The organism is Sphingobacterium sp. UBA7631, assembly GCF_002483935.1.
GTDB lineage: Bacteria > Bacteroidota > Bacteroidia > Sphingobacteriales > Sphingobacteriaceae > Sphingobacterium > Sphingobacterium multivorum.
Genome location: NZ_DLIX01000004.1, coordinates 515,633 through 530,968, shown reverse-complemented (window position 1 = coordinate 530,968; position 15,336 = coordinate 515,633). Strand labels below are relative to the sequence as shown.

General features: G+C 40.7%; 9 protein-coding genes. 1 reads left to right on the top strand and 8 read right to left on the bottom strand.

The features are described from left to right. The first annotated feature begins 56 nt into the window (after positions 1-56). Positions 57-2,501 carry a TonB-dependent receptor gene (locus B3P16_RS06975; protein WP_286842050.1) on the top strand — a complete coding sequence of 815 codons (2,445 nt, stop codon included), beginning with the start codon at positions 57-59 and terminating at the stop codon, positions 2,499-2,501. On the opposite strand, the gene B3P16_RS06970 is transcribed toward B3P16_RS06975, so the two are convergent. From B3P16_RS06970 to B3P16_RS06935, 8 genes are all read right to left on the bottom strand, one after another. Continuing rightward, positions 2,498-3,307, bottom strand: a complete 810-nt coding sequence (locus B3P16_RS06970; protein WP_286842048.1) for a helix-turn-helix domain-containing protein — start codon at positions 3,305-3,307, stop codon at positions 2,498-2,500. The genes B3P16_RS06975 and B3P16_RS06970 overlap by 4 nt on opposite strands. A gap of 289 nt (positions 3,308-3,596) precedes the next feature. Continuing rightward, the gene (locus tag B3P16_RS06965; protein WP_286842047.1) at positions 3,597-4,739 is read right to left on the bottom strand and encodes a TlpA disulfide reductase family protein; all 1,143 of its coding nucleotides are present in this window, start codon (positions 4,737-4,739) and stop codon (positions 3,597-3,599) included. 33 nt (positions 4,740-4,772) lie between these two features. Next, the gene (locus tag B3P16_RS06960; protein ID WP_286842045.1) at positions 4,773-6,407 is read right to left on the bottom strand and encodes a S41 family peptidase; all 1,635 of its coding nucleotides are present in this window, start codon (positions 6,405-6,407) and stop codon (positions 4,773-4,775) included. Between the two features lie 19 nt (positions 6,408-6,426). Beyond that, positions 6,427-8,430 (bottom strand): TlpA family protein disulfide reductase, encoded by a 2,004-nt coding sequence (locus B3P16_RS06955; RefSeq protein ID WP_286842044.1) that lies wholly within the window; start codon positions 8,428-8,430, stop codon positions 6,427-6,429. Between the two features lie 11 nt (positions 8,431-8,441). Then, on the bottom strand, positions 8,442-9,800 hold the full coding sequence (locus tag B3P16_RS06950; RefSeq protein WP_286842042.1) for a RagB/SusD family nutrient uptake outer membrane protein: 1,359 nt from the start codon (positions 9,798-9,800) through the stop codon (positions 8,442-8,444). A 12-nt stretch (positions 9,801-9,812) separates the two neighbouring features. Next, positions 9,813-13,349 (bottom strand): SusC/RagA family TonB-linked outer membrane protein, encoded by a 3,537-nt coding sequence (locus B3P16_RS06945; protein ID WP_286842040.1) that lies wholly within the window; start codon positions 13,347-13,349, stop codon positions 9,813-9,815. Positions 13,350-13,377: 28 nt separating this feature from the next. Beyond that, entirely contained in the window at positions 13,378-14,406 is a 1,029-nt protein-coding gene (locus B3P16_RS06940; protein WP_286842038.1) for a FecR family protein, read from the bottom strand. A gap of 169 nt (positions 14,407-14,575) precedes the next feature. Beyond that, positions 14,576-15,172: an RNA polymerase sigma factor gene (locus tag B3P16_RS06935; protein ID WP_286842036.1), complete on the bottom strand. Its 597-nt coding sequence runs from the start codon at positions 15,170-15,172 to the stop codon at positions 14,576-14,578. Positions 15,173-15,336 lie beyond the last annotated feature (164 nt).

Genomic DNA, 15,336 nt, shown 5'->3' with positions numbered 1-15,336 from the left:
CAAGTAATTGTTGCATGGTTATTAACTTTTCTATTTTTGGGGAAACTTAAACATCAGTGAAAAGACTAATTACCCTACTCTGCCTTTTATTGTCGATAACAACAGCGCTTGCACAAAAAGCCGTACTTTTTGGAAGTGTCAAGGATTCTATTACAAATTCGCCAATCTCTTTTGCCAGTATAGCTGTCCTCGATATGCGCGGTCATGTTGTCGATGGGACGGTAGCAGACTCAGTAGGTAGTTTCCGTTTCTTCAAACTGAAAAAAGGACAATACACTATTGTTTTTAAATTTATCGGTTATCGTCAGAAAAAACACGTTGTGGATTTTGATGGAAAAAGTCCGGTCGCTCTTGCAGAAGTACCGCTGGTGGGTACAGAACAGCGCTTGACCGAAGTCAAGATTGATGGAGAGCTTGCTGCGCAGAAGCATTCAGCTGATAGACAACTTTATCAAACTAGCCAGTATAAAAACGCGGTCGGTGGTACAGCTTTGGATATTGTAAAAAATCTACCATCCGCTGCTGTGGATGGAAACGGTAATATAAGTATGCGGGGGAATACAGGTATTATTGTTCTTGTCAATGGTAAGCTTTCGTTTTTAGATCCAGCAACAATTTTAAGCCAGATTGCAGCGAACGATGTGAACGATGTCGAATATATCACCAGTCCATCAGCACAATTTGATCCTGACGGCAAAGGAGGGATAATCAATCTTAAGACAAAAAAAGCTGTATCGGATGGATTTGGCTGGATAATCAATCTTCAAGGGGGATTGCCCAGTATAGACAATTATGGGAATCACAAAAGCCAAAAGCGATTTGGCGGAGATATTTCTTTCCAGCTCAAAAAAGATAAACTCGAGCTGAATGGTTCGGCCAATTATCTGCGCAATGACAACGCCGGTTTTCGAGAAGGTGACGTATATACCATCATTGGGGATAGGCAGACTTTCTTCCCGTCTAAAGGCGAACGTAGTTTTGACAAATACAATTTTGGGGTCAGACTGAACGGTGTATATGAGCTGTCCAAGAAACAGCAATTTAATCTTGGTTTGCTGGCATCAAGGAAATTCCAGGACCGATTAGCAGATATCTATTATACAAATCGAACGATCCAACCTTCAACAGGAGCTGAACTCTCAACAACAAATTATTTTAACTCTAATCTCCAGAATAAACAGGGGGAGTTCTATCTTATTGATTTCAATTATCAGTATAAATTCAATGACGCCCATGTCTTGCAGGCAGCTGCAATTTATGAATATGCCAATATCTATGGATCGACCAAGAATGCGAATATCGAACGCGGGATTGATACTGTCCAATGGACAAATAACAATTACACCAATCCTTTACGCGGATTAAGGATATCTGTCCAACATCAATGGAAATTGCCACATGGTGAGCTTTTAAGTGGTTACCAATTAAGAAACGATAGGCAGAGCGGTAATTTTGAATATTTCGCCACTGAAAAGCCAGGTGAGGCCATGAAAATTATTCCTGAATTTACAGGGAAATTAAATGCAACAAATAGGGTACATGCTATTTTTAGCCAATATGATCATAAACGTGAAAGGACACAGCTTTCACTTGGACTTCGTTATGAATATTATCAACGTGATGTACTTTTAGTTCATACTGGGGTAGAATATCCATACGCTGTCCACCAATTGTATCCTTCTTTCAGTTTGATCCACAGCCTAAGCGACGATTGGTCCTGGAAGTTTGCTGCTGCGCGGCGGGTTCAACGCAATAACAATTTTGAGCTTAATCCTATACCCGAACGTGAACACTCAGAGACCTTAGAACAAGGGGATCCCACCTTGTTGCCAGAGTTTACAACGAATATTGAGACAGGTGTCGTAAAGAAGTTAAAAAAGGGAAGTATATTCTTAAATACATACTACCAACACACGCAAAATCCAGTCCAACGCGTTAATTCTGTCTATGCAGATACCATCCTCAATCGGGTATTTACCAATGCAGATTACGCTACACGATGGGGAGCAGAAATAGGAGGGGAGGGGAAGATCCTTCCTTGGTTAAGAATGAATGGTGGAGTGAACCTATATCGTTATAAAATTTCAGGACAGGTATTGACTTATAAAATGATAACTAGCAATAGTGATTGGGTCTATTCCATGAATGCTGGGGTTCAAGCAGATTTCGCTAAGGATTGGAGCACGGGTCTACAGGTTAATTACCTCTCTGCAAGGCCTACGGTACAAGGAAGAGATTCTAGATTTTTTACCCCTCACTTTAATCTGAGTAAGGCTTTTTTGCAAGGGGCGATCAAAGCACAGCTCCAATGGCAGTTCATTGAACTTGGCAATTGGGGAGTCAATGAACAACGTATTACGACATCCTCCAATGATTTTTTTACGACTACCAACTATATTTATGAAAAAAATATAGTGATGCTCAACCTTAATTTTAATATTCACAAGTTAAGTCAATCCTCAAAGCTACCTAAGAGTGAGTTTGGTGAGAAGGAGTTTTAGTCATATTGTTTCTTGAATTCTGAAGGTGTAAAGCCAGTAAATCTTTTGAAATATTTTGAGAAGTTTGATTTATCGGTGAAGCCCAATGAAAAAGCAATTTCGGCGGTAGACTTGTTGGTATAGAAAACAAGTCTCTTTGCCTCTTTGATAATATAGGTTGCCAGTATCTGGGAAGCCGTGTTATTTGTGTCTTTTTTGCAGGCAGCAGTCAGATTTTGAGGACTTGTATGGAGCAGATTCGCATAGTAAGCAACATTATTGATGATTTTTGAATCCGTATTTAATAGTTCAATAAATCTGACATATAAATCGTTGGATAGCGATGTGGGTTGCTCGGTTTTGTCTGTATTTTCGAGTACCTTAGCCAATAATGATCTAAACAATCCCTCTTGGCATATTTTGTTTTCTTCTTGTGCTAATAGCCTGAGGAGGGTGGGTATGATCCCGTTTTCTTTAAGATATATGGTGTCTAATTTACTGATCTCATCGATCATTCTAGCGATTTCAAGATCTAAGCTCAGGTCTATAAATGATTTTTTTACCAAGAGCACAAAACCTTCGATTGGGGTCGTCAGCTCCCAATGGTGTACAGATTCCTTCCGAATGATCAGTACGCAGGGCGTTTTGATAGGGCTTTCATGGCCATCAATTACATGGCGCCCCGATGTGGACGATAAAAATACAAGTTCCAGGTATCCATTGTGCCTATGCGGTTTGGTTACAGCTTTTGAATTGTCAAATGCTGCAATCTTTAACAATTTCTTGGGCTCGAGCTTATCTTTTATTAAGATTGTTTTGCTGATCATGTACGTTCATTAGAAAGGTAAAAATAAAATAAATCCTTGTATCGAAGGCACAATTTATTATCTATGAACTCAGCATATGCCGACGGATCTGACGATGTAGATCCATTTCAGTTTTGAATGACTTTGGCTAACCTTATCGTCGCAGGCAGTTTTAGTTTACTTTCAATTTGCAGAGTAGGAATGGAAGGCTGATTGCGCAAAAGGAAGAACGGCTGCCTTGAGGGGGCAACCGTCTCCACTAACTAAACATATGACTACACTGAGCAAAGTCTACCAGTGCAGGTTTTAACTATTTGCCAAAAATTTCAGCTAGTTTTTTATCTAACTCTTCACCACGCAAATATTTAGCAATGATTTTTCCATTTGGATCAACCAGGAAATTCATGGGAATAGCCTTGACATCGTACATGGCCCCAGCTTCATTTTCCCATCCCTTAAGATCACCCACCTGCTTCCAAGTCAGTCCATCATCCTGAATAGCTTTTAACCATTTCGCTTTATCTGCGGCTTTATCCATGGAAACCCCTAGAATTTCAAAGCCTTGTTTCTGATATTTCGCGTAGGCTTTTACTAAATTTGGATTTTCACGACGGCAAGGGGCACACCAAGATGCCCAAAAATCAATGAGGACATACTTTCCACGGTAGTCCGATAACTTGACCGGTTTACCGTCCACATCGGGTTGTGTAAAATCTTGTGCTTCTACCCCTTCGCTTGTTTTTTTGACCAAAGCGATACGCTTAGCAAGATCCTTTCCGAGAATAGAGTTCTGTAAACTCGGATCCAATGTGCCAAATATTTTTTCGGCTTTGATGGCATCAAATTCGGGTGGTAATGTGGAGTTAAAAGCCATTAATGCCATGTAGCTTTTGGGATTTTTGGAGACGTAATCCAGTTTTGCATCTATCGTCTGCTGTTGTATCGCATTAGCCCGATCCTCTAGGGTTTTGATATATTTGGGATCTTGTTGATCTGCAAGCGATTTGGATTTATACTCATTTTCAAGTCCCTCATACTGATCGTATATTGGTTTTAACATGGTATTAACCCGTTCATTTTCAGCATTCAAAGGCGATCCAGTTATTTTCGCATGTTTGATAGAATCTGCAGCTGCGAATTTGATCGTTGTTCCTTCTATCAAAAATGCTAGTATATCCTGCTTGGGTGGTTTAGCGGGATTAAAAGGAGCATTGTCGTGAATGATACGCAAATGTGCTTCCATCGGTGAAGGAATGCTTCCTTTAAACTCAAATTTTCCGTCTTTCATATCTACGGAATCAATGCGTTCTTTTCCGTCATAATTAAGACGAAGATAGGCTTTTGCAGGTTTGTTTAGTTTACCTACAGTTCCTTGCAAGGTATAATTTTGTTGCGCATATCCTAAAGCTGGCAATATGCAGGCTAACGCTAAAGCCCATTTTATCTTCTTCATATTCATATAATAATTCTTGTACTATCCTAAAATCTATTTAGACACTTTCGTCACGCCTATTTTTACGCTTTGCCCAACGATGTTTGTCTGTAATAGTTGTTTATAAAGCTTATCATCACGAAGGACAAATAAGGCCTCCTTGAAACTTTTGTTCGACTCATTTCTGACACGTGCCATATAATCGCCACCGGTGTAAAGCAAAGAAGCAACCTGTGCTTTAAATTCAATATCAATGGCATCATGAGCGTCTAGATGACTTTCCGACGGGATCGCAATGGATCGCTTATGTGCTCCAGCAACTAGTTGGCGGTGAACTTCTTTAGGGACTTTAAAGCGGGAATTAAATGCATCAAAGTTCGGATATGCACTCAGAAGCGCTGTACGATTTTGCTGCACAAATTCAATCCCTCCTTTAGCGACAATACCGTTGTTCATCAGCTGTGCCATCCACGTGCTATATTCATTGGTATCGATAGGCACAAAACGGTCTGGCATAATTCCGCCGCCTCCATACACCGTTCTTTTATTTCCCAAAGTGCTATACTTTAAGGAATCTGGAAAAGAAATATGTCCTTCTTCCAGCAGCTCTTTGGATGCCATACGGCGACTAAAATCCTGAAAATAATCTTCCTTTCCTTTTGTATAGGGTTTCTGAATCGACCGACCGGAGGGGGTATAGTAACGTGCGCCGGTAAGCTGCATTTGTGAACCATCGGGTAATGGGACGGGTTTCTGCATTAACCCTTTTCCAAAACTGCGTCGACCGATGACCACGGCGCGATCCCAGTCCTGAAGTGCTCCTGTAACGATTTCACTGGCTGAAGCCGTAGATTCATCAATTAGAACGACCAATTCTCCATCATAAAATTGACCATAACCACCAGTGAAGTAGTAATCTTTTCCGCCTTGGTTTGGTACGGAATAAAAGACAATTTTTTCTTTGGGCAAAAACTCGTCAGCGACACCAATAGCAGATTGCACATATCCGCCACCATTACTCTGCAGGTCTAGGATCAATTTTTTCATACCCTTATCTTTGAGACTCTTTAAGGCAGCGTCTATTTCCTGACGCGTAGTCTGATTGAAAATTGAAAGGGAAATATAACCAATCTGGTTGTCGACCATATAACTTTCGCGAACAGATTTCTCCAGTATATTTTCGCGAATAATGCTTATCTCCTTACTTTCCTTGCTTCCCGGAGACATTATCGTTAACAAAACTGGCACATCTTTTTCGCCACGCAATTTTTCCATAATCTCGCGGTTGCCCCATTTTTCCCCAACGATGCTATCGCCATCGATCCGGAGTATCTGATCGCCCACGCGTAATCCTGCACGCATGGCTGGCCCATCAGCATTTACTTTAGAGACGAAAGTCTGCTCATTGTCTTTTAGGAATTGGATGCCAATTCCAGCGAAACTTCCACTCATGGCCACATTCATCTGCTCCGCTTCCTCACGACTAGTGTACCGTGAATGGGGATCTAAATCAGATATCATCGCCCTAATCGCGGCATCTACCAAATGTTCTTCATTTACCTGGTCGACATAATTCTGCTGAATAAGCTTAAGTGCCTCCTCAAATTTATATTTTGGATTCATCTGCGCCTGCAGCGATAGCCCCACACCAAGCATTCCCACGAGTAAACTCGTTGCTTTCCTATTCATATTGTATCTTGATTTAAATCTATTTTTCGTGTTTAAGGATTTCAATCGCAAGGGATAGTTCATCCATCAATTTACTGGGACTTCCTGAATACCCGCCTGAGCAATAGCGCACACGACCGTTTTTAACAATGATCTTGCGTGGAATGGATGAATCACCAAATAGAGGAACCAATTGTCCGAATACGAGATCTTGCCCGTTAGTCTTTGGATTCACACTGTCGTGCAATAAATTGAAACGGAAGCCTTCCCCACGAACATAGTTCACGGATTTATCTTTATAGTTCCCATTCTGCATGGTTCCAAGCATATATATCGCAACCTCTTTATTCTGTGCATATTTGTCGACCAAAAGCTGCATTCCCGGAAATGCCATGATACATGGGCGGCACCAGGTCGCCCAAAAATCCACAACAACAATTTTATCTTTCCAATCCTCTGGTGTGATAAATAGCCCTTCAGCCGTTTCCAGACGAAAGTCAGGCATCGGATGATCCACCCAGTTATGGTCTACATAGGCTTGCATGGCAGCTTTTTCCTCGTCCGATTTTAACCCCGCCAGATAAGCTTGATAGCCACTATCATCATTGAGGTGTCCTTTTAAGTAAATTGATTTTAGTTTATCAAACATCCGCGGAGTCATTGCGTTGTAACGGGCACTCATTTCCAGTAAAGGCAAAATTTGCTTTTCATCATTTAGTGCCTCCAGCACTTGAAGATTAATTTGATTGAGTTCGGCGTTATTGTATTTGCCATCTTCAGAGAGCAGTAAAAAATATTTTCGCGCTTCCGCATATTTTTTAAGATCGTTTAGCAAAGAAATATGCGTAAAAAGGCGGTCATCTAAATTTTTTACCACATTGGAATCTGCCTGAGCCTGACGATCAAAATCATCTTTGTAAGAATTATCGCCGCGACGAGCAATCATTTTGGGTAGGATTGCTTCAGACACCTGATAGAGGCTATCTTTACCGACCATTTTAAACATATAGGCACGCATAATGTTCCAGCGCATCAACTCATTTCCTGTTCTAAAATCGAGATCATCGTATAACTTCGCAAACTTGTCGAGCTGTTTGGTTTCGAAGTATGCCGATCCTAGTCCTCGGTATACCGCATAATAGATAAACCCCTGACCATTGGGATGCTGACGCCACTGCTGAACAGGAAAACGTTGTAAAAACTTTTCATAGGAAGTGATTATTTCAGCGTTACTGTGATTGCCACTCATCGTATTACTATAAGCAATAAAACGAGCGGTTGCACCTGTCGGATAATCGGTATTAACCCTTTTCTCGATCAATTGTATCACTTCATTGTCTTTTAGTCTTGAACTAGCAAACGAATAAAGCTGACCGAGCACTTCATCGCTTAAATCTTTTTGTTGTAATTGCTGCGTAATCAGCTTTCTGGCATATGCAGGAAAAGCATCCCCCAAAGCCAATTTTTGTAAATTCATAAATGACTGAAAATAGCGAAGGTATTGTTTACCTGATGAGGCAAATTCCTTATCCGCTAAACTTCTCATATAGTCAGCAGGCATCGCAGCCGGCTGCGTATTATAGTATGAAAAAATTCCCCCGCCAGCGATCTCAGGCTGCTGGAAAGCAGCTTCTCCAAGGTAGGCGCCAGGAACAGCTTTTCCTTTCGCATCACTTAAAGCTACCGCATAGCCCCGATCCTGATTGTTATCTGTTACGTCGGGATGATCAAATTCGCCCTGATAGAATTTTACCGCTATAAAAGCTGTCGACGGTTTAACGGGTACAGTGGCTGTCCATATTCCCGCTGCATTTTTGTCCATGGGAAGACTAATTTGCCTCCACGAAAAATCTTCGAACAGAAAACAGGCCGCATTTATTGCATCGCTAAATTCAAGATCTTTATCCTTTGCATTGTATAGTATTTGAACAGGTTCAGATGTTCTAGGTTTGGCTGGTTTAAAAACACTGCAGTCAAATCGAGGCTGTGCATATGACACAGCCTGAACAAACAACAGTACTAAAAAAATAAGTTCTTTTTTCATTTTATATTATATTACATTGGTCTTTGACCTATTTCTGGATTGAACTGTAAATATTTATTTGCTACTGGGTATACATAGCTAGCACTATTAATTTTGAGCGTATAGTCTTGATTTATAAATTGTCTTTTAAATTCTTTCGCCAATTTATCATCAAGATTGAACCGACGCATATCCAGCCATCGTAAACCTGTTCCGAAAAACTCCCTTCGGCGTTCATCGACTATAAGCTGAAGTGCTTGATCAGCAGAATTCGCCACTAGAGGTGTAAAATCCTGTTGCTTGAATCGCTTTGAGCGCAGCTTGTTAACAAATTCCATTGCTGTCGTCGTATTTCCTTTTCGCGCCTCAACTTCTGCTTTGATAAGCAACATCTCTGGAACAGAAGGTCCAGCATTAGGAGCACCGACCATCACGCTCATTTTTTTTGAGCGCAACGCGCCACTTGGCATCTGACCGGTGCCGGCTTGCATATAAACTGTACGTCGAAGATCTTTGATATCAAAAAGAGAAACCAGCTCGGGATTTAATTGTTGATCAATCATTTGTCCAACCTGCTTTAAAAAATAGGTTTCTGGATGATTGAACGGAAGAGGGTATCCAGATGCCGATGTCGCGAACTGTTGTAAATCTAAAAGTGTTGCATTGTATTGAAGGGCTGCATCTGCATGCGTAGCAGCTAAATCGAAATTACGCATATGAAGATGTACAATGGCCAACAATGCTTCTACAGCTGCTTTATTGGGATGCCTTTTAGTACTTGCTGTGGTCGGAATATCAACTAATGCTTCGTTTAGATCCTGAAGTATTTGCGCATACACCTGGGCGAGCGATGCCCTTTTTAGCGAAGCAAATAAATCAGGTTGTAAAAGCAGTGGTACCCCCATTGCATTTCCGGCAGTCTGTGGGTCATAAATGTCGCCATAAAGATTAGCCAACACAAAATAAGCATAAGCTCTTTGGATTTTCGCTTCTGCCAACAGTGCACGCTTCTCCTTCTCTAAACCATCTTGGCTCTGCATAACTCCAGCAATGACTTCATTGGCCGTATAAATTTGTTTATAAGGTCTTGACCAGTTTAGATCTTCTGTATTATCCGGCACAAGCTGCGAGGACCAAATATAGGGCCACGCGACACTTTCAGTTTGTTGTTGTTGGTATGCCAGGTTAGCAAAAGTGATGTCGTCACTAGATAATATCGGTGTACTAAAAGTAGGCGAAAATACCGTTGAATTATTTAAGAGATAAGCATAATCTGTGGTATACTTTAATTCCCTACGATTATACTGTTCAACTTCCACATACTTACGGCAGCCCTGCATTACGGCTGTCAGCGCAAAAATCGATGCAAAAAAAATATATTTGGTTTTCATGCTGTTTATTTTTTAAAAGGTGGCGTCAATGGTTAAGAAAAAATTCTTGGTAGGCGGCAAATTATTATAGGTATTCGTGCGTACATACAGCGGATCAATTCCTAGTTTATTTGCTTTCCAAAGAATACCTAAATTTCGTACGGCAGCGTTTACACCGACAGATTTAAACGGCGTCCGCTTCAGCGAAGTTGACGGTACGCTATATCCCAACGATATCTGTTGAAAGCGTATATGGCTAGCATCAATGACCATCGGATCGGAATCCCTAAACCTGTTGAAGCTATTTGTATTTATGTTTTTTAAGCCCGGTACATTTGTTGTTGCTTCATCACCCGGATTTCGCCAACGCTCCGTCTGCATCTTGTTAGTGTTAAGCACGCCATAGAAAGTTCCTTGGTATTGTGGATAATTACCAAATGTTTCTAGACGTTTGACATTTCCCAGATCGTAGGTTATGCGAAAGCCAAGATTAATACCTTTATATGAAAATGTATTCATAAAACCACCAAAGTAAGGCGCCGTTTTACGTCCCATATACACGAGATCTTCACGGACAAATACATTGCGTCCCCCTTGTGTACTCTTTACGATGTCACCGTTGGCTTTGGCGATCTGTGACTGTCCCGTCTCATCGAGGCCGGCCCACTTATAGGCGTATAGATAATCTAAGGGCATCCCCTCTAAAATCGAACCATTGATGTAGTTACTAATATCTGTTGCTATTAAACGTGAATCCGTAACTTTGTTGGTGTTGTAGGAGAAATTAAGAATGGAGTTCCATGAAAAGTCTTTCTGGCGAATGATAAGTCCCTGTATTCCGAGATCGATCCCATTAGATTGCATTGTTCCGCCATTAAATTGAAGGTCTGTCCACCCATATGTCGCATTATAAGGAAAAGTGTATAGGATATCACGCGTGTGTTTTTTATAAAGATCAAATGCTATGTTTAATCTGTTATTGATCAAACTGACATCAAGTCCGTAATTTTGTGTATACACTTTTTCCCATCCAACCTCGGGATTTCTTGGCTGTGATATTGAGGCTGGTATTTCACCTGTTGCATAATCAGCCCCTTCAACGCTGATGATGGTAACATTGGATCCGCCCTGTGGCACTGTACCACCGACACCATAGGTAACACGTAGATTCAGCGCATTCAGCCAATTGACTTCTTGCATAAAACGCTCGGACTTGATATTCCATTTGGCACCAGCTGACCAGATTGGTTTAGCTCGCTTCGATCTTGAAATACCAACCAACGTAAGATCGTCAAAACGTGCACTTGCAGACAAAATATATCTATCTTTGAGAAATGATAATGCTCCATTTGAATAATAAGACATCTTGCGTAGGTTAGCTCTGCTAATGCCATCTGAACCTGTAATCGATTGCTGCCAGCCCTCTATCCCCATGAAGCTACCAAGCTGATTATAAGGAGCGATTGAATAGGTGTCTTCATTAAAGCCATATCCCGTTTGTGATGAGCTAAAGCCTGTTTGAGAACTGATCTCTGCTCCTGCGAGAAGATTTAAATTAACGAAGTCACCCCATGTCTTATTGACATTACCTTGCAAGCGAATATTATACTGTGTGGCATTTTGGTCTCGCAATGCTATTCTTCCGCCCTGTACAAAATTTTTAGTGAACGTATTATTTTGGAAATTGACAGTTGAATAGTAATTTAAAAAGTCACGCATCGAATAACTTTTCAATTCGTCAAGATTTCGACTGTTTGCAATAGTACGTTGGAGCATACCTGAGAGGCTGATGCTAGCCCAACTATTCACTTTGGCGTTGAGATCAGCATTGATTCTTATCCGATTGTCTACCGTGGTATATTTGTTGTATTCCAGTTCATCTATTGGGCTATAGGTCCAGTCATATAATCCAATCTCTTTTAGATCTGCTGCTACAGACTCTGTAAAACGCAATGATCTCCGATTTCTACTCCCATCGGGATTAACCAACAATTCGTATGGCCTTAATCCCTCAGTCGAATTACCGATGGCATTTGCCGCAACTTGGTTAGCAACAGTATTTGTATAATTATAATTCAATCCGGTTGTCAAACTTAATCGTTGATTTAAAAAGTTTGTCGATAAAGTTGAGTTCATAAAAAAGGACTGGGCCTGATTGGATCGAAACACAGGAACATCCTTTGCGTAGCTGCCCGAAAACGCATAGGTTGTCCTTCCATTTCCACCTGAAAGGGAAAGGTTATGCTGTTGGGTCACTGCATTCTGTAGCAAGTATTTCCGAATTTGGCTGGTATTGTCAATTTGACCTAAACGATCGAGCTGTTTAGCTAATTCATCATCGCTGATCAATCCCTTTTTATTTTTATACATCCATTGAACCGCTTCACTAGCTGGTTTATTGGTGTTAAAAGGTTGCCATGACGAATTCCAATCTTCCGGATCAGCTATCCATCCATAATCGAACATTTCTTTTTCAAAATCAATATACTGTGCAGTTGTCATCCGATCCAAGCTATTGAGATCAGCTGGAGCAGAAATACTGAGGCTGGTATTATAAGAAATGACGGGTTCGCCTATACGTCCTTTTTTTGTTTCAATGACGATAACACCATTTGCGGCCTGCGCACCCCATATGGAAGCTGCTGCCGCATCTTTAAGTACGGTTATACTTTCGATATCTGCCGGATTTAAACGACTCAATATTGAATTGTTGGCAAATTGCGTGGTATTTTTTACCAAGTCCTGATCGATTGCGGGAAAGCCGTCTATGACAATAAGCGGACGCTTGGAATCGCCGTCTGTATTGAAGGTGTTTATCCCTCTGACGGTGATTGAATTCTTCACCGGGTCAATCTGTACGCCAGGAATCATGCCAGCAATGCGATCCAAAAGATTAATGGATGGCACTTCCTTCAACTGTTTAGCGGTAATTTGGCCAAATGCCCCAGTTGCACGATCTTTTGCAATTTTTTGGTATCCTGTCGACACAACTTCAACCTCATCCAGTTGATTGTTAACCGAGCCCAAGGTGACATTGATCTGTGTATCGTTGCCGATGACCTTTCGAGTAGGCTCCATACCAACATAAGAAAAAATGATTGCCTCTGCTGGATCCTTCAGGCGCAGGGTATAGCTTCCATCACTACTGGTGGTTACACCCGACCGCACGGCGTAGCCATCCGGTATGACAGTAACACCAGCAAGTGCTATCCCGTTATTGTCTTTAACCTTACCCGTAATGATTTTCCAGAAGCGATCGTCTCCATCATTGTCACGTTTACCCCGCGAATCCTTTATAATTGTGAAGTAATTGTTCTGTACATAAAGAAACAAGAAGTTGTTTGGATAAAGAAGTTCTTTTAACACTGTCTCCACAGGAAGCCTTTTGTTTTTCGGAATATGCTCACTGTTGACAAAGGCATCCCGGATCAACCCCTCTTCATAGGAAAATTTAGTTCCGTAGATCCGGGTAACTTCGCTTAGAGCCTGACTGAGACTAGCTCTTTTTTGCGCAAAACTACCCGTGGTACTCAACAGGCAGACTATAGGCACAAGTAATTTAGTTTTCATAAATTTCGATTGATTAGTGTTCGTTTTTTTAATTAGGCTTTATTATTATTTGTTTGTTTTTCATTTCGATGTTTACATTCATGGTATGTTTGATAACGAAGAGGATGTCATCTACTTTTTTGACTGGTATAACACCTGTAAATCGCTTATTGAGTAATGCTGGATCTTCTACTACGACTTGATAGCCATAGTTATCTTCCAAAACATTTACAATATTTGCTAAGCTATTATGTTCTATACTGAGTTCACCGCGTGTCCAGGATAGCGCTCTGTTTGTATCGTTAGTGAAGACCTGGCTTGCTTTTGCCGATGTATCATAGACGAAGGTCTCTCCTGGTTTTAGTATACGATCTTCACCGTTTTGTCCCTGAATACGGATGCTCCCTTCAAACAGAGCCACTTCAGTACGTCCACGACGGTCTTTCACATTAAACTTTGTCCCCAACACAGTCAATGAAAGATCTCCCACGTGCACAACAAAGAAGTCGTTTTCGCGCAACCGATTTTTAACGGCTGTATGTTTTACCTGAAACATACCTTCTCCTTCAAGCCAAACTTCGCGCGGTTTATCCGTTTTCCAACTACGTACGTATGAAATGTGAGAATTACTATTTAGTCTGATGATTGAAGAATCCGGAAGGGAAAGTTCACGTTGTTCACCGAAGGCCGTATTTGTCTCTTTTGTCCCAAATTGGCTAACATCATATGTCACCATAATAAGTAGCACGATTGCTGCTGCGGACGCTGTCCACCTAAATAAACTGCGTAAGACACGACTACGTTGTTTTTTCCTTTCGAAGATTGGAATTTCAGCTTGAATCCTCTTCCAGCGCTCGTCACTACTTAAGGTACTTTGCGCAGTCGTCTGATTTTGGATCAACAAGATCCATGTTTTGGCAAGAGCCATTTCGTCCAATAAATATGGATAATGAAGATGAAGTTCAGACCAAAAATCGGTTGAGGCGTCTGCCGGCATTAAAGCCGCCAATACAAAATCCTCATCCGCAAAAAAATCTGCTGCCTTGTAATCTTTATATTTTGATAATCGAGAGTTCATACTGTTTTATATAGGTTACACCCCTCGACAGAATTTTACCCCAATAAATTTTATTTTTTTTTGAAAAATAGGTCGCACCAATCAAATCATCAGAAGACAGCGTATAACTGAACAAGATGAATAAATACTGGTTATATTTATTGGAGAAAATTTGCCTGTAGGCGAAGATCTAATTGTAACGGAGCTGGTTGAGTATATAAAATAGTACCAATAGACCAAATGTTCCGAAATGTTTTCTCAAACTATCCAATGCACGGTAGTACAATTTGTACGTATCTTTGGTAGAGAGCGCCATGATCCCGGCGATTTCATCATACGACAATTCTTCAAAAAAACGCAGGTGGATAATTTCTCGTTGACGTGCTGTCATCTGCATAAGTGCTTGATCAAGCTTGATTTTTATCTCTAGGGCACGCTCATGGCGTATCATGCTGAGATCATGAGGTAGCTCGATGGTAAACGGCAAATAATCGACAGAGGATTTTGTAACATCGGCTCTTCGGAATGATTGTTCAATTTTCTTGATCAGCGTCCGCCGAAAAGCCTTAAAAAGATAGTTTTTTACAGCTACTTCTGAACTTAAAGAATCTTTGTTACACCAAAGTTTGACAAAAAGCTCTTGAATGCTGTCTTCGATAATTTCTTCGTTCTGGGTAAATTTGAATCCGTAATTGAACAACAGTTTGTTATAGCGTTCAAAAAGTATTTTGAACGAAGGTTCATGTCCAACTTGAAACATTTTCCAAATCTGTTGATCAGAGTTCATTTATAAGTTTGAGATGTTTTGTTTTTCAGTTTAAGTAGATAAAATTTCATCCAAATCTAGTAATTTTTTTCAATCAACCTAATCTTTGGTTAGATATGACTACAGCGCTTCAAACACTTTTTATTTGATTCTACCTTGGAAATATTGTTATTTTAGTATAATTT

Coding starts and splice junctions, on each gene's coding strand:
- B3P16_RS06955 (WP_286842044.1), bottom strand. CDS start 8,430: ATGAAAAAAGAACTTATTTTTTTAGTACTGTTGTTTGTTCAGGCTGTG.
- B3P16_RS06970 (WP_286842048.1), bottom strand. CDS start 3,307: ATGATCAGCAAAACAATCTTAATAAAAGATAAGCTCGAGCCCAAGAAA.
- B3P16_RS06945 (WP_286842040.1), bottom strand. CDS start 13,349: ATGAAAACTAAATTACTTGTGCCTATAGTCTGCCTGTTGAGTACCACG.
- B3P16_RS06950 (WP_286842042.1), bottom strand. CDS start 9,800: ATGAAAACCAAATATATTTTTTTTGCATCGATTTTTGCGCTGACAGCC.
- B3P16_RS06960 (WP_286842045.1), bottom strand. CDS start 6,407: ATGAATAGGAAAGCAACGAGTTTACTCGTGGGAATGCTTGGTGTGGGG.
- B3P16_RS06940 (WP_286842038.1), bottom strand. CDS start 14,406: ATGAACTCTCGATTATCAAAATATAAAGATTACAAGGCAGCAGATTTT.
- B3P16_RS06965 (WP_286842047.1), bottom strand. CDS start 4,739: ATGAAGAAGATAAAATGGGCTTTAGCGTTAGCCTGCATATTGCCAGCT.
- B3P16_RS06935 (WP_286842036.1), bottom strand. CDS start 15,172: ATGAACTCTGATCAACAGATTTGGAAAATGTTTCAAGTTGGACATGAA.